The organism is Pseudomonas sp. FBCC-B1565 (assembly GCF_059133265.1).
In genome coordinates, this window is sequence record NZ_CP101438.1 from 5,976,283 (window position 1) to 5,991,312 (window position 15,030).

A 15,030-nucleotide genomic window follows, 5' to 3' on the forward strand; every position below is an offset into this window, starting at 1 on the left:
CTAAACCATCCCACCGAGCTTCAGCTCACTCTTCAAATACGCGTAGTAAATCGGCCCTGCGACCACCCCCGGCAAGCCAAACGCGGCCTCAAACACCAGCATCGCCAACAGCAACTCCCACGACTTGGCACTGATCTGCCCGCCCACGATCCGCGCGTTGAGGAAGTACTCGACCTTGTGGATCACGATCAGGTAACCCAACGCCGCCACCGCCACCCAGATCGACAGCGACAGCGCGACGATGGTAATCAGGGTGTTGGACATCAGGTTGCCGATCACCGGCAGCAGGCCGAGCAGGAAGGTCAGCACGATCAGGGTCTTGGTCAGCGGTAGGTGGATGCCACACAGCGGCAGTACCACGGCGAGGAACACGGCGGTGAAGGCGGTGTTGAGCGCGGCGATCTTGATCTGGGCGAAGACAATGTTGCGAAACGCCTGGACCAGCAGGTGCAGGCGGTCGAACAGCGCGGCGGCCAGGGGTTTGCGTTTGGTCAGGTCGGGCACGCGCTGCAGGGCGATGATCGCGCCGAGCACCATGCCGATCAGCAAGGTGACGAACATGTGGGCGGCGTCTTTGCCCACCAGTTGCAGTTCGCTGAGGTGCTTGCTCAGCCAGTCACCGATGGCCACACGGAACTCGGCAGCGCTGGCGGGCAGGTAGGCGTCGAGGAACGGCGGCAACTGGCCGCGCGCGCGGTCGACCACACCCATGAATTTATCGAGGGACGCCCCGGGGTTTTCCGCTTCGTGGAGCAGGAAGCTGATGGCGCCGGCAAAGATCAGCGCCAGCACGCTGACGATCAGGGTGCCAAGCAACGCTACCGCCAGCCAGCGCGCGCGCCGACCTTCGATCAGCCGTTGCAGTTGAGGGGTGAGCATGTTGACCAGTTCATAGACCAACAGGCCGGCCAGCAGGCTGGGCAGCAATTTGAGCGGCAGCACCAGCAGCAACCCGCCAAAAATGATGATGTAGCTGGCCAGCAATAGCACGTGACGCTGAGAAAACGTTGGCATACAGCCTCAAAACGAACGGCGTTAAAGGATGGGCAGTCTGCCAGCCTTGAGGGAATCAAGCGAGTGGGTCGGTTGTGAATGCGATCAAGTGTGGGAGCCGGGCTTGCCCGCGATGGCCTCGCCGCGGTGTAGCAGACAGAGCAAGGCGCCTGTATCGCGGGCAAGCCCGGCTCCCACCGTTGATCTGCGGCGTTCGCGAAAGAGCGATCAGCCTTTGAGACAGGTGCTCATAAAGGTTTTACGCGCATCGCCGGTCAGCGCCTTGGTTTTCGCCGACGCATTGCAATCCTTCATCTTCTGCTGCTGCGGTGTCAGGGTCTTGGCATCATTGGCCGCCGGAGCGGACAGGCAGGTCTTCATGAACGCCTTGCGCTCGTCCCCCTTGAGCGTCTTGGTGGTGGCTTCGGCGTTGCAGGTGGTCATTTTGTTTTGCTGGGCGGTGGCGGCAAAGCCTTGGGAACACAACAGCAAGCCCATCATCAACAGCGGAATACGCAGCATCTTCATGGAGTTTTCTCCCTGTTACCGCGCCGACGGGCACGGCCTACCGAGCAGTGTAGTCAAAGCCTGTTACATCTTCACCGACTACGAATATGGGCACGCCGGTACTGCTCGGGGGTACATCCCGCCTGGCGCTGGAACATGGCGATAAACGCGGAGGCGGTGCTGTAGCCCAGGTCAAACGCCACATGTTGCACGCTGCGCTCGCTGTCGAGGGCCTCGATGGCGGCCAGGTAGCGCAGGCGCTGGCGCCATTCGCCGAAGCTCATGCCCAGCTCCCGTATGAACTGACGTGCCAGGGTGCGCTCGCTCACGTGCACCTGTTCGGCCCAGTGCGCCAGCGGCCGGTTGTCGCCGGGATCAGCCTGCATGCCTTCCAGTACGCCGAGCAGCCCTGGGTGACGGGCGTAGGGCAGGAAGCACTCGTGGATCGGCGCCTGCTTGAGTTGGTCCACCAGCACCTGGGCCAGGCGGACGTCGGACTCGGTCTGCGGCATGTTCACGTCGCGCTGGGCGAAGTCACTGAGAATGGCCTTGAGGATATCGCTGATGGCCAGGGTGCACGGCTGCCGGGGCAATTGCTCGCAGAGTTCCGGGGCCAGCCCCACCGAGTGGTAGACGATTGCCTCGGCGTTATAGGAACTGTGCTCGGTATGCGGCGGCACCCACACGGCGTACTGCGGCGGTGACATGAAGCGGCTGCCGGCCACTTCCATGCGCATCACGCCACTGGCAGAGTAATCCAGCGAACCCCAGAAATGCTGGTGCGGCGTGCACTCGGTGTCGGGGGCGAAATCCGAATAGCGAAAATACACCGGGCTCGGCAGTTGGGGGAAATCCTGGAGGCGTACGTTGTGCTTGGCCATGTTGTCTGGATACAGCAGTGGGTTGTCTGGATCGCAGTATAGGCTTCGATCCAGACAATGGATAATCCTGCCTCATCTACACACCGGGTTCCTTTCGATGCAATACGCTTATCCCTTGCTGGCCATTTTTATCTGGGCCGGCAACACCGTCGTCAACAAACTGGCCGTGGGCTCGATCTTCCCGGCGGAGATCGGCTTTTACCGCTGGCTGCTGGCGGCGCTGCTGTTTACGCCATTCATGCTCAAGCCGGTGATTGCCCACTGGGCGCAGATCCGCCCGAACCTGGGCAAGGTGTTCATCCTCGGCGTGCTGGGCATGGCGGTGTACCAGAGCCTGGCGTACTACGCCGCGTCGCTCACCACGGCGACCAACATGGGCATCATCCTGTCACTGATGCCATTGATGGCGCTGGCGGCGGCCATCATCAGCCTCGGCCAGCGCCTGACCTACGGCGCACTGACCGGCGCGGTACTGTCATTCGCCGGCGTGGTGGTGGTTGTGTCCGCCGGCAGCCTCGGCGCACTGCTGCAACACGGGGTCAACCTGGGTGACGGCATGATGCTGGTCGCCACCCTGGCCTATGCGGTCTACAGCACCCTGCTGAAGAAATGGCAACTGCGCCTGCCGCCGCTGGTGCTGCTGTATCTGCAGGTGCTGGTGGCGGTGGTGGTGCTGTTTCCGCTGTTCCTGTTCTCGGCGAAGGCCGGCCTGGGTTGGGCCAATATTCCGCTGGTGTTGTATGCGTGCCTGCTGGCGTCGATGCTGGCACCGCTGGCCTGGATGCATTCGGTGAAGACCCTGGGGCCGAGCCGCACCACGTTGTTTTTCAACCTGCTGCCGTTGATCACCGCGCTGATCGCCGCCGTGGTGCTGAAGGAAGAACTGGCGCTGTATCACCTGGTGGGCGGCCTGCTGACCTTGGGCGGGGTGATCTTGTCGGAGCGCTGGACCACGCCGGTGCGCTAAACACCGGCCGCCTTCAAGCGCCGTGCATGCTCGACAAACAGCCGGATCGGCTCCGCACCCTTGCCCACCAGGCCCAGGGACTGGTTGACGATATCGAAGTGATCCAGCGCGTAGTCATCGCCGATCACCAACCCCAGGTGTGAGCTGTAGCGCCCGACCATGCCATCACACTGGCCCTTCTCCCGTACGAAGCTGCGGGCGAACAAACGGCAACTGCGGTTCGTGCCGTCGAACAGGTTACGGCCACGGTCGGTGATGCCCGGCTGCAAGGTGCCGGACCATGAGTAATAGCGCACGCCGTTGACCTCTTCGGCGCCCTGCCCGCCCCAGGTCTGCGGCAATCCCTGCGGGTATTGCTGGTTGAACAACGCCACGCCGGCACTGGTCAGGGAGTGATGGGACGCCTGCAAGTCCGTCTTGAAGCGCGGTCCGCGATAGCCGGTTTCCAGCACGCCCATCACCCAGGCGGCCAGGTGAAACAGCGCGCTCATGATCCGGCCCTTCACGCCGTCAGCGGGGTAATGCAGGTGGATATGATCCGCCAGCTCCGAGCCATGATTGGGGCCTGCCACGGAGGTCACCGAGGCGACCCACTCGGGGCGCTTGGCCGCCGCATACCGCGCGGTGAGCGAGCCTTGGCTGTGGCCGATCAGGTTGACCTTGTCGGCACCGGTTTCGCGGCGAATGCGCTCGATCTGCACCAGCAGTTGCTCGCCACGCACCTCGCTGGAGTCCAGCGGCGCCACTTGCACGGGAAATACCTGCGCCCCGCCCGCCCGCAATGCCGGGACGATGCCGTACCAGTACGGGAACCAGCCCAAACGCACGAAGCCGAGCATGCCGGGTACCAACACCAGGGGGTAGCGCGTGGCCAACGACTGCGGCATGAACCGGGCATCCTCTCAATCCGATCCATCCAGCCTAGCCCAGCCTCAAGTCGGGCTTATGACGCTATCGGTAAATCCAATAAAACTTTTTGCTTTCTCCAGGACTCACAACTTGGAGCGATCACGCCGACAGAGCGTGGCGCAAAACCGGATTAGCCCCAGGAGATTGAGATGACCGAAGCAAATTTGACTGACGTTGCGACCCTGCGCAGCCGCGCCCGCCAGAACGTCGAAAACGGTGCCGTGACCGAGGGCTATGACGCCGACCGCGAAGAAATCATCCGCCTGCTCAACGCGTCGCTGGCCACCGAACTGGTCTGCGTGTTGCGCTACAAGCGTCATTACTTCATGGCCAGCGGCATCAAGGCCGCCGTCGCCGCGCAAGAGTTCCTCGAACACGCCACCCAGGAAGCTGAACACGCCGACAAACTCGCCGAACGCATCGTGCAGTTGGGCGGCGAGCCGGAGTTCAACCCGGACTTGCTGTCGAAGAACTCCCACGCGCAATACGTGGCCGGCAAGGACCTCAAGGAGATGGTCTACGAAGACCTGGTCGCCGAGCGGATCGCCGTGGACAGCTACCGCGAAATCATCCAGTACATCGGTGATAAAGACCCGACCACGCGCCGCCTGTTCGAAGAGATCCTGGCGCAGGAAGAAGAGCATGCGGACGACATGGCGGATATTCTAGAAAGCCTGTAACCCCATGTGGGAGGGGGCTTGCCCCCGATAGCGGTGGATCAGTCAATTGAGATGTCGACTGGTCTACCGCCATCGGGGGCAAGCCCCCTCCCACATTTGCAGTTAGCCTTTCACGGTTTTCGGCGCCTTGCCTTCCTTCATCTGCTGCAGCAACGGCGCGCACTCATTCGGTTCACCGCCACTCGGCGCGACCAATGCCAGCAACCCGGCAGCCGGTCCGGCGATCACCCCCAGCGCCACCATGCCTGCACCACGCAATGCCAGCGGAATGGCTTTCACCCCGGCATTGGGCTTGATGAACGGCCCGTTGACGTACAGCGGTGAACGCAGCGAGAACAGGCGGAAGCCTTTCGATTCCGGGGTGATGGTGAGATCAAGCTGCTCCGTGGCCATATTCGCCGTGCCATCGATATAGATGATCGCGTTCTCGGTATCGAACACAAACAGGCGAGTGGTCGCCAGGCCGGTCTTGATACCGAAGTTCGCCGCCGCACAGTTGATCTTCACTTCCTTATCGCCGAACAGGCGACCCACCACGTAGTTGCCCACGTTGAGCCCGGCGATTTCCATCAGGCCACGGCTGATCGCGCCGTCGTTGATGAGCATCTTCAGGTCACCGTTGGAGGTGCCCAGCAATGCCGCCACCGAGTTGCCGCGCCCGGAAATATCGGCATCGCCATTGAGTTCACCGAAGCTGGTCTTCATCGGTTCGAAAGTCGGGAACAGTTGCTTGAGCTTGAAGTTGCGCGCGGTGAGTTTGGCGCGGCCTTCCATCGGCGTGGTACGGCCATTCAGGCGAATCTGCGCATCCAGCTTGCCGCCGGCCACGCCGAAACGCAGGGGTTCGAGGCTCAGTTCGCCGTCATTGAGCACCAGGTGGGTGTAGAGGTCGGTGAACGGCAGATCGGCACTGTGCACGATGCGTTTGCCGGTGAATTCCACATCGGCATCCATCACGCGCCAGCGCTCGGTGCGGAACTCCTCCACCGGCAGCACCTTGGTAGCGGGCTGCTTGCTGTCACCGCCACGGGCTTTTTGCTGGGCGTTGGAGTCGGCGCCGATCAGGGGCGCGAGGTCGGTCATCAGCAGTTGGTTGGACACCAGCGTGCCACTGAGTTTGGGCCGTGGTTGGCTAGCGACGTAGGCGAGGCTGCCGTGGATGTCGCTGTTGCCGATCTTGCCGTTGAAATTTTCATAGCTGAACGAGGCGCCGGTTGGCTCGTGCAGCTTGGCGATCAGGTGGCCATCGGTGGAATAAGCCGGCGAATCCGGCAGGGTCACGCCGGTCAGCGGATACAGGTTGCCCAGGCTGGAGCCGGCGAGTTTCAGGCGCAGGTCGAGGGCGCCCAGATTCAGTGGGTCCGTGAGGGTGCCGGCCAGGGCGATGCTGGTGTCGGCAATCTTGACTTGGGCTTGCAGAGGGAACGGCTTGGCCGCGTCCTGCAAGGCCAGCAGGCCGCCGATCTTGCCGCTGCCGTCGAGTTTCTGGCCGTGGTACTGGCCTTTGACCTTGAGGCCGAACGCGTAATCCTGTGGCGCGGAGCCTTTTTCCAGCGCCTTCTTGGCATCGGCGTCGCCGACGATTTCGCCGAAGGGAATGGGTTTGCCCAGCGGATCGATGATCACATCCAGTTGCGTCTTGAGGGTCTGGTCGTCGAGGGTCACGTGGCCTTTGTCGAAGCCGATGGCGCCGATGTCCACCACCCAGTTGGAGGGCTCGGCGTTGGGGTCCTTGGGGTCGAACGTGAAGGTCCAGTTGGCGCGACCGTCAGCCAGGCGCTGCAATTGCGCGCTGGGCTCGGTGAGGTCGATGCGCGGGATCACCACGCGCTGCACCAGCAGCGCCAGGGGTGAAATGCGCAGTTCCACCTTTTTGAGCGTGACCATCTGCGGGTTTTTCGACCAGTCGGGGTTGCCCAGGGTCAGGTCTTCGGCAATCACATGGGGCCACGGCACCCAGGCACGCCAGCCGCCTTCATCGGGCTCACGCGCCCACACCACCGCCAGGTTGCCGTTGATGGCAAAGGGTCGATGCAATTCTTCGGAGACCTTGGCATTGAGGGGCGGTTTGATGCGGTTCCAGTCAAAGAACACCAGGACCACTACCACGATGGCGATTAACAGCACGAAGCTGGCGCAGCTCCAAGCGGCGATTTTACGCGTGCGCGTCATTGCACAAGACTCCTGAATACGACTGGCTGGGTGACAGCCTTTAAAGACAGCTTATAGGACTACGACTGGCAAACCGTCGCGGGGTTTAACCCAATCCTCGATTTGCCAGGAAAAACCTCATTTTCTGACCACTTCGACAGATTTACCCTGCGGCACCGCACCATTGTTACCCACTCGCGTGTCGAAAATACCCACACCGGTGCAAAACCGCGTGCTTGAGAGGCCCGTTCTAGAGCCTCCGCCTAGAACAATCAATTCTGTTGATTATTACCATTGTGTTTATGAACTTTTATATCGACTTATCGAGAGTAGCATTAGCCCTGTACCCACTTTATCGCCCTCCCAAGGAGCAACCCATCATGAAACGCCAAGTACTCGCTACCGTCCTGTTATCCATCCTGGCTTCCAGTGCCTTTGCCCTGCCAGCTGCCGAACAGGCCACTCCACAAGTCAAAGCTGACGCTGCACATTTCAGCCAGACCGTCGCTCGCAGCGGTTCGCAAGAAGAAGAAAACCGTGACTACGCCAAAGGCGCTGTGGCTGAAAATGGTTCGGAACACGCCAACAAACGCGCTTACACCGAAGGCCTGACCGAAAACGGTCGCAACCGCCTGGAACAGAAAGGTCTGGTTGAAGGTGGCGCTGATCGCCTGCTGGAACGCAACGCTGTCGCCGAAGGTGGCCGTGATCGTCTGGAACAGAAAGGCCTGGTTGAAGGTGGCGCTGAACAAGCCAACGAGCGTGCCTACACCCAAGGTATTGCCGAAGGCGGCGCTGACCGTCTGCAAGAACTGCATCAAGCACAGAGCTAACCCCGTGGTGGCCCAGAAAAAAGCCCGATCAGCCGATCGGGCTTTTGACTTTTTGTAGAGACTGTCACGCAAGTACTACCCGCCAAGTTCGACGCCAGCGAAGCTGTTTTGCTAGAGTGCGTCGCTGTACTTGCCGACAAAGCCCGCCTGCCAATGCTGCCCCGCGCCGAACAGAAGCAACAGACCCGCCTCGCCTTGATGGACGCAGCCCGCCATCTGATGGAGTGTGGCCGTGGGTTTGGCAGCCTGAGCCTGAGGGAAGTGGCGAAGACAGCCGGCATCGTGCCTACCGGTTTCTACCGCCATTTTGCCGATATGGACCAGCTTGGGCTCGTCCTGGTCAGCGAAGTGGGCCAAACCTTCCGCGCCACGATCCGTCTGGTGCGCCACAACGAATTCGTGATGGGCGGCATTATCGATGCCTCCGTGCGGATCTTTCTGGATGTGGTCTCGGCCAACCGTTCGCAATTCCTGTTCCTGGCCCGTGAACAATACGGTGGCTGCCTCGCGGTGCGCCAAGCGATCGGCGCCTTGCGCGAAGACATCACCCGCGACCTGGCAGCCGACCTGACCCTGATGCCCAAGCTGCAGCACCTGGATGCCGAAGGTTTGCACGTGATGGCTGACCTGATCGTTAAAAGTGTGTTCGCCACCCTGCCCGACATCATCGACCCGCCGGCCCAGGCCCTGCCTGACCACCTCACGCCTCAGGCGAAAATCACCCAGCAACTGCGCTTCATCTTTATCGGTTTGAAGCACTGGCAAGGCCTGGGCAGCACCGAGTAACGCCATCATCCCGCCGAGTGGAAGCGCTTGGCCGTGGTGTAGTTCTTGTTCCAGTAGCTGTTGCTCAACGAATCGATGCGGATGCTCTTGCCGGTACGCGGCGAATGAATAAATTTGTCCTCACCGATGTAAAGGCCCACATGGCTGACCTGGCCGCGCCCATTCCCCTTGAAAAACACCGCATCGCCGGGCTTGAGCGCGTTGCGTTTGATGGTCGGGGCCGTGGAGCGGTGCATCGCGACCGTCGTGCGGGGTATCTGGATATTGGCTTGGGTCTTGAACAGATACACCAGGAAACTGCTGCAATCGAAGCCCTGATCCGCCGAGGTGCCACCCCATTTGTAGGGCGTTCCCAGCAGTTGGTGGGCACGGTCGATCACATCATTGATGGATGCCTCTTTCAGTGAAACGGAGAAAGAGGCAGGGTGTTGCAAGTTGGCGGAGGCCGGAGAAAGCACAAACGTCAGGCTGACAATGAATAGATAACAAAGTGACTTGAACATGATGAACGTCGCTGTGGATAAAACACGACGCACAGGCTAAAGATCTCGCAGGTAACCTGATGAACGCCGATTCCTCAGACCATGTAGGGAAAATCCGAAAACGCCCACCCCGCGTGCAACAGGCAATCTCTTGCACCAACTTGGCGCATACACGCAATGTCTTCACGCCCTATTTAGTGGCGCCACCCCGCATACCTACAGGCATTTCCTACGCCTCGACGAGGTTGGCAAGCCCCTTGCTCTAGCTGTTTCATCGCTCATAGCTGGAAGCTGCCTGATGCTGGTGATCCACCGCCGAATCGCCCCCCAAGCCCTCTGGGCCGCCGAGTTGCTGCTGAATTTCGAAGCCCGCAGCAAAAGCCGCCTGCGCTGTTTCAGTGCCGACGGTGAAGACGTCGGCCTTTTCCTGGAGCGCGGCCAGCCACCGCTGCACGATGGTGAATTTCTGCAGGCTGAAGACGGACGCGTCGTACGCGTGTGCGCCCGGCCTGAACAACTCTTACACGTGACCTGCAGCAGTGCATTCGAACTGACCCGTGCGGCCTATCACCTGGGCAATCGCCACGTGGCGTTGCAAGTAGGTGACGGCTGGTTGCGCCTGCTCGACGACTACGTGCTCAAGGCCATGCTCGAACAGTTGGGTGCACAGACGGAAACCATCGAAGCGCCGTTTCAGCCGGAGCATGGTGCCTATGGCGGCGGCCATCATCATTCGCGCCATGGTGATGAAGACTTCAACTACCCACCCAAGCTGCACCAGTTCGGCGTGCGTCTATGAACCCAGCCTGGGCGCTGCTGCGTCTGGCCAGTCCGCAATTGCCGATTGGCGGCTACAGCTATTCACAAGGCCTGGAAATGGCCGTCGAGAACGGCCGCGTCAACGATGCGGCCACTGCGCGCCGCTGGATCAGCGACCAGTTGCTGCTCAACCTCTCGCGTTTCGAGGCGCCTTTACTGCTCGCCCATTGCCAGGCCGCCCTGGAGGCAGATTGGTCGCGACTGGCGCAGTTGGGTGAAGAACACCGCGCCAGCCGTGAAACCCGCGAGCTGTATCAGGAAAGCCGGCAGATGGGCTACTCCCTGCAACAACTGCTCAATGGCCTGCCCGAGTTGGACGACGCGGCCCGCACCTTTCTTCAACAGTGCACCGAACCTCACCTCGCCCTGGGCTGGGCCCTGGCCGCCCGCGCCTGGAATATCAGCCCCGCCGACGCCCTCGCCGCGTGGCTGTGGAGCTGGCTGGAAAACCAATTGGCGGTGCTCATGAAAACCCTGCCGCTCGGCCAGCAAGCCGCCCAACGCCTGACCAGCGAACTGCTGCCGCTGTTGCAACACGCCCAGCAGGACGCCAGCCGCATCGACCCTGATCAACTCGGCAGCGCCGCCTTTGGCCTGTCCCTGGCGTGCATGGCCCACGAGCGCCAATACAGCCGCCTGTTCCGTTCCTAGGAGACAACACACATGAACGCACAACCTCTACGCGTCGGCATCGGCGGCCCGGTGGGCTCCGGCAAGACCGCCCTGACCCTGGCCTTGTGCCTGGCGCTGCGCGATCGCTACAACCTGGCGGTGGTCACCAACGACATCTATACCCGCGAAGACGCCGACTTCCTGGTGCGCAACCAGGCCCTGGCGCCGGAACGCATCATCGGCGTGGAAACCGGCGGCTGCCCGCATACGGCGATCCGCGAAGACGCCTCGATCAACCTGGAGGCCGTGGACCAGCTCAACCGCCGCTTCCCCGGCCTGGACCTGATCCTGGTGGAATCCGGCGGCGACAACCTGTCGGCGACCTTCAGCCCGGAACTGTCGGACCTGACCATCTACGTGATCGATGTGTCCGCCGGCGACAAGCTGCCGCGCAAGGGCGGCCCGGGCATCTGCAAGTCCGACCTGCTGGTGATCAACAAGATCGACCTGGCCCCACTGGTCGGCGCCTCGCTGGAGCTGATGAACAGCGACACCACCCGCATGCGCAACGGTAAACCCTTTGTGTTCAGCAACCAGAAAACCGGCGTCGGCCTGGATGACATCGTCGCCTTCATCGAACGCCAAGGCCTGCTGACCGCCGCCTGATCAACCCATAAGGAACCTGTCCATGAACCTCAAGAAACTGCTGACCGCCGCCGCCCTGCTGCTGGCCCCTGCCCTGGCCTTCGCCCACCCGGGCCACGGCGACAACGGCCTGGTGGCCGGCATCAGCCATCCCCTGAGCGGCATCGATCACTTGTTGGCCATGGTCGCCGTCGGCTTGTGGGCCGCCCAACAAAAAGGCGCCGCGCGCTGGGCACTACCGTGCACCTTCGTGGGCACCATGCTGATCGGCGGCGTGCTGGGGTTTGAAGGCCTGGCGTTGCCGGCGCTGGAAAGCGGGATTGCCGCGTCGGTGCTGGCCCTGGGCCTGGCAGTCGCGCTGGCGGTGCGTCCGCCGTTGTTCGTGGCGGTCGGCGCGACAGCCTTGTTCGCACTGTTCCATGGCGTGGCCCATGGTTTGGAGCTGCCGGACATGTCCAGCCCGTGGGCGTACGCGGCAGGTTTTGTTGCTGCGACCGCAGTGCTGCATGCTGCCGGTTACGCGGTGGTGCGCTTCCTGCCGGCGGCGGCGGCGCCGTTGGTGCGGGTTGCGGGGGCGGCTTCGGCGGCGACCGGGGTCTGGTTGTTGGCAGGCTGATTTGCGGCGTATTTGACGGCCTCATCGGGGGCAAGCCCCCTCCCACCTTGTGGGAGGGGACTTGCCCCCGATAGCGCTAGACCAGACACCACAGAACCCAAGCCTGCTACCATGCGCGCCTACACCCCTGCCGTGACGACGCCAGCCAATGCCCAGCGCTTCCCAACCCTCCTTGAACACCGTGCTCACGCACTTCCACAGCCTGATCGTGCCGCTCTGGCAAGGCCCCGGCTGGAATGCCGACCTGGCATTGCCCTACGAGGCGCTGGACGCCGACCACCGGCCATTACCCCCGCAACGCTACCGCGCCATGGCCTGCGCCCGGCAGTTGTACCTGTTCGCCAGCCTGATCGGCGGACCCGATGCGGCCTTTGCCGAAGAACGTGCGGCGGCGTTGTTCCGCTCGCTGCAACGGCACTTCCACGACGCCGAACATGGCGGCTGGTTCTACAGCATCGACCCCGCCGGCCGACCGCTGGACAAGCGCAAAGACCTGTACACCCACGCGTTCATCATCTTCGCCTGCGCCCATTACTGGGCCAAGGTGCGTGAGCCACTGGTGGAATCTGTGCTCAATGCCGCCCTGGCAGTGGTCGCCGAACGGTTTTCCACAGGCGACGGCCTGTACGAAGCGGTGCTGGAACGCAACTGGTCATCCGTCAAGTCCGGCCCCCTGCAAAACCCGCTGATGCACCTCGCCGAAGGCTTCCTCGCCACGCTGGCCGTGCGCGAAGACGCCATCACGCAGGACGCCCTGCTGGACCTGGCCAACGCCATGCAGCAGCGCTTCATCGACCGCCAGCACGGCGTGATGATGGAAAAACCGCTGGGTGCTGTGGATAACTGGTTTGAGCCAGGGCACCAGTTCGAGTGGCTCTTCTTGCTGGAGTCGTCTGAGTTACTGCGCGGTACGCCGTTGCACGCCTCCCTGACACGGGCGTTTGCCTACGCCGAAGAGAAGGGTGTGGATAACGAGAGTGGCGCCGTCAGCGGCATGTTGGCGCTGGACGGAACGGTGCGTGACGGCACCCAACGCATCTGGGCCCAGGCCGAGTACCTGCGGGCACTGACCTTGCAACCGGACAGCGAAGCGCGGTTACAGCGCCAGTTGCTGGCGCTGCAACAGCACTTTTTGCATGCCAAAGGCTGGCATGAATGCCTGGATGCCAAGGGCGCGGTGAGCCGACGGGATATGCCGTCGACCACGCCGTATCACTTGGCGACCTGTTACCAGGGCCTTATGCAATCCACTTGCGATCTCCGGTAAAGCTGATCGTCAACCAGCGCGCCGCATCCGGCGTGCCGAGCCCTGTGGATATCTCTTCGCGCAACCCATCCAGGGTCGCGACGTTGTCCACCGGGTAATCCGCCGGCAACACCACATGAATCTCGATAAACCGTGCGCGCCCGTGCTTTTGCACGTAGGACACGTAGTCGTCGAAACCATGTTTGGCCTGTGCCGCGTCCATGACCTCGCGCACCTTGTCGTCCAGGTGGTCCGGCGCAATCCCCAGCACCTCACGCAACGCCGGGCGCAAAATCTTGAACGCCGGCGCCAGCATGCTCAGGGCCAGCAGGATCAGGATCAACGGGTCGACATACACCGCCCATTCGCCATAGCCCTGGGACTTGAGCAGCAGGGCCGCCAGAAAGCTGATCAGCAGGCCCACCGAGAGCATCGCGTCCACCAGCCAACTGATGTTGTCGAACTGGATCAGCGATGATCTCAGCGTGCGATTGCGGTAGCGCACGTAGAAGAAATAGCCGAACTCGACGACGGTAAACACCGCCGCATAGATGATCACCAGCCCCAACTCGATCTCGCGCCCGCCATTGATAATGCCGAACACGCCGTTGAGGAACGCGTAGATGGCGATCAACAACAGGAAGCTGCCTTCGATCAGCAGCACCATGGGCTCCAGGTGCCAGTAGCCAAACTGGAAGCGCTCGTTGCTTTTCTTGGCGATCAGCTTGGCCGTGATCAGCATCAGCACCTTGATGGCGGTGGCGATCAGCGAGAAAAAGCCGTCGAACAGAATGGACTGGGCGCCAGATACCACACCCGTGACAATCCCGGCGATCGCCACGGCGAACATCAGGATGGTCGATTGTTTGAGCAGTGCCTGCTCACCTCGGTTACTCACATTTCCTCCCGTCAAAAACCTTGAATCCGCAGAGTGCGGAGGGGTTTTCAGGAGGTGAGTGTACCTTATGGCCTGTTTTGGCCGATCTGACGCCATCGGGGCGGTGCGACGATTCGACTTGCCCCCGATGGCAGCGGCTCGTTTTTAAGCCTTACTTGGCCCCACGCTCAATCGCAAACCCAGCCCAGGTCTGGCTCACGGGCATCAGCTCCAAGCGGTTGATGTTCACATGTGCCGGTGTGTTCATCACCCAGAAGATGGTATCTGCAATGTCCTGCGGCTGGATCGGCTCGGCCCCCGCATAAGTCGCGTCATACCGCGCCTGGTCACCGCCAAAACGCACCAGCGAGAACTCGCTCTCGCACAGGCCCGGCTCGATGTTGGTGACGCGCACGCCGGTGCCCTGCAGGTCGCAACGCAGGTTCAGCGAGAATTGCTTCACGAACGCCTTGGAGCCGCCGTACACATGGCTGCCCGGGTACGGGTAGCTGCCGGCGATGGAGCCGAGGTTGATGATGCCGGCGCCACGGCCATGGGCGATCAGGCGCGGCAGCAGCAGGCTGGTGGTGGTGAGCAGGCCCTTGATGTTGGTGTCGACCATGGTTTCCCAATCGTCGAGATTGCACTTGGGTGCAGGGTCGGTACCCACCGCCAGGCCGGCGTTGTTGATCAGCCCGCGCAATGTGGCGAACGAGGGCGGCAGGTTGGCGATGGCGTCTTCCATGCCCTTGCGGTCACGCACGTCTACGACCAGGCCATGCACTTCGGTCTGCTTGGAAAGCTCTTCGACCAATGCATTCAGGCGGTCGGCGCGACGACCGGTGAGCACCAGTTTCCAGCCGGCTTCGGCAAAACGACGGGCGCAGGCTTCGCCAAAACCTGAGGTTGCGCCAGTAATAAACAGCGTGTCGGACATGGTGTTCTCCTTGCGGGCATCGGGAAAAAAACAGCCAGCAGAATGCCCGTACGCCGCGATGTCGGCAACTACTGGGCACGCAAGTTGAC

General features: G+C 61.9%; 17 protein-coding genes. 9 read left to right on the forward strand and 8 right to left on the reverse strand.

Going from position 1 to position 15,030, the window contains the following annotated elements:
* From NL123_RS27660 to NL123_RS27670, 3 genes are all read right to left on the reverse strand, one after another.
* Positions 1-1,014, reverse strand: coding sequence for an AI-2E family transporter (locus NL123_RS27660; RefSeq protein WP_027607720.1), 1,014 nt, complete (start codon positions 1,012-1,014; stop codon positions 1-3).
* Between the two features lie 207 nt (positions 1,015-1,221).
* Complete coding sequence (locus NL123_RS27665) at positions 1,222-1,521, reverse strand: PsiF family protein (RefSeq protein WP_017849707.1); 300 nt, start codon at positions 1,519-1,521, stop codon at positions 1,222-1,224.
* Positions 1,522-1,592: 71 nt separating this feature from the next.
* Complete coding sequence (locus NL123_RS27670) at positions 1,593-2,381, reverse strand: AraC family transcriptional regulator (RefSeq protein WP_092246685.1); 789 nt, start codon at positions 2,379-2,381, stop codon at positions 1,593-1,595.
* A 97-nt stretch (positions 2,382-2,478) separates the two neighbouring features.
* On the opposite strand from NL123_RS27670, the gene NL123_RS27675 reads away from it, so the two are divergent.
* On the forward strand, positions 2,479-3,348 hold the full coding sequence (locus NL123_RS27675) for a DMT family transporter (RefSeq protein ID WP_494356747.1): 870 nt from the start codon (positions 2,479-2,481) through the stop codon (positions 3,346-3,348).
* On the opposite strand, the gene NL123_RS27680 is transcribed toward NL123_RS27675, so the two are convergent.
* Entirely contained in the window at positions 3,345-4,235 is an 891-nt protein-coding gene (locus tag NL123_RS27680; protein ID WP_248485886.1) for an esterase/lipase family protein, read from the reverse strand. The genes NL123_RS27675 and NL123_RS27680 overlap by 4 nt on opposite strands.
* 171 nt (positions 4,236-4,406) lie before the next feature.
* Here NL123_RS27680 and NL123_RS27685 point away from each other — a divergent pair, with 171 nt between their 5' ends.
* On the forward strand, positions 4,407-4,937 hold the full coding sequence (locus NL123_RS27685) for a ferritin-like domain-containing protein (protein WP_010213553.1): 531 nt from the start codon (positions 4,407-4,409) through the stop codon (positions 4,935-4,937).
* Positions 4,938-5,039: 102 nt separating this feature from the next.
* On the opposite strand, the gene NL123_RS27690 is transcribed toward NL123_RS27685, so the two are convergent.
* The gene (locus tag NL123_RS27690) at positions 5,040-7,109 is read right to left on the reverse strand and encodes an AsmA family protein (protein ID WP_494356748.1); all 2,070 of its coding nucleotides are present in this window, start codon (positions 7,107-7,109) and stop codon (positions 5,040-5,042) included.
* 359 nt (positions 7,110-7,468) lie between these two features.
* On the opposite strand from NL123_RS27690, the gene NL123_RS27695 reads away from it, so the two are divergent.
* Together NL123_RS27695 and NL123_RS27700 are read left to right on the forward strand one after the other, a co-directional pair.
* Positions 7,469-7,921, forward strand: a complete 453-nt coding sequence (locus tag NL123_RS27695; RefSeq protein WP_494356749.1) for a hypothetical protein — start codon at positions 7,469-7,471, stop codon at positions 7,919-7,921.
* Positions 7,922-8,074: 153 nt separating this feature from the next.
* Positions 8,075-8,707, forward strand: a complete 633-nt coding sequence (locus NL123_RS27700) for a TetR family transcriptional regulator (protein WP_058423535.1) — start codon at positions 8,075-8,077, stop codon at positions 8,705-8,707.
* Positions 8,708-8,712: 5 nt separating this feature from the next.
* Here the strand turns inward: NL123_RS27700 and NL123_RS27705 are convergent, their stop codons facing one another.
* Positions 8,713-9,210: a C40 family peptidase gene (locus tag NL123_RS27705; RefSeq protein WP_494356750.1), complete on the reverse strand. Its 498-nt coding sequence runs from the start codon at positions 9,208-9,210 to the stop codon at positions 8,713-8,715.
* A 277-nt stretch (positions 9,211-9,487) separates the two neighbouring features.
* Here NL123_RS27705 and ureE point away from each other — a divergent pair, with 277 nt between their 5' ends.
* The 5 genes from ureE (at position 9,488) to NL123_RS27730 (ending at position 13,148) form a co-directional block, all read left to right on the forward strand.
* The gene (ureE, locus tag NL123_RS27710) at positions 9,488-9,988 is read left to right on the forward strand and encodes an urease accessory protein UreE (RefSeq protein WP_034105644.1); all 501 of its coding nucleotides are present in this window, start codon (positions 9,488-9,490) and stop codon (positions 9,986-9,988) included.
* Positions 9,985-10,659, forward strand: a complete 675-nt coding sequence (locus NL123_RS27715; protein WP_494356751.1) for an urease accessory protein UreF — start codon at positions 9,985-9,987, stop codon at positions 10,657-10,659. The genes ureE and NL123_RS27715 overlap by 4 nt, the downstream gene beginning before the upstream one ends.
* A 12-nt stretch (positions 10,660-10,671) precedes the next feature.
* The gene (ureG, locus tag NL123_RS27720; RefSeq protein ID WP_071491647.1) at positions 10,672-11,286 is read left to right on the forward strand and encodes an urease accessory protein UreG; all 615 of its coding nucleotides are present in this window, start codon (positions 10,672-10,674) and stop codon (positions 11,284-11,286) included.
* A gap of 22 nt (positions 11,287-11,308) precedes the next feature.
* Positions 11,309-11,881 carry a HupE/UreJ family protein gene (locus tag NL123_RS27725; protein WP_248485881.1) on the forward strand — a complete coding sequence of 191 codons (573 nt, stop codon included), beginning with the start codon at positions 11,309-11,311 and terminating at the stop codon, positions 11,879-11,881.
* Positions 11,882-12,029: 148 nt separating this feature from the next.
* The gene (locus NL123_RS27730; RefSeq protein WP_494356752.1) at positions 12,030-13,148 is read left to right on the forward strand and encodes an AGE family epimerase/isomerase; all 1,119 of its coding nucleotides are present in this window, start codon (positions 12,030-12,032) and stop codon (positions 13,146-13,148) included.
* Here the strand turns inward: NL123_RS27730 and NL123_RS27735 are convergent.
* Positions 13,120-14,025 (reverse strand): cation diffusion facilitator family transporter, encoded by a 906-nt coding sequence (locus NL123_RS27735; protein WP_248485879.1) that lies wholly within the window; start codon positions 14,023-14,025, stop codon positions 13,120-13,122. The genes NL123_RS27730 and NL123_RS27735 overlap by 29 nt on opposite strands.
* A gap of 151 nt (positions 14,026-14,176) precedes the next feature.
* Positions 14,177-14,941, reverse strand: a complete 765-nt coding sequence (locus tag NL123_RS27740; RefSeq protein ID WP_058423435.1) for an SDR family oxidoreductase — start codon at positions 14,939-14,941, stop codon at positions 14,177-14,179.
* Positions 14,942-15,030 lie beyond the last annotated feature (89 nt).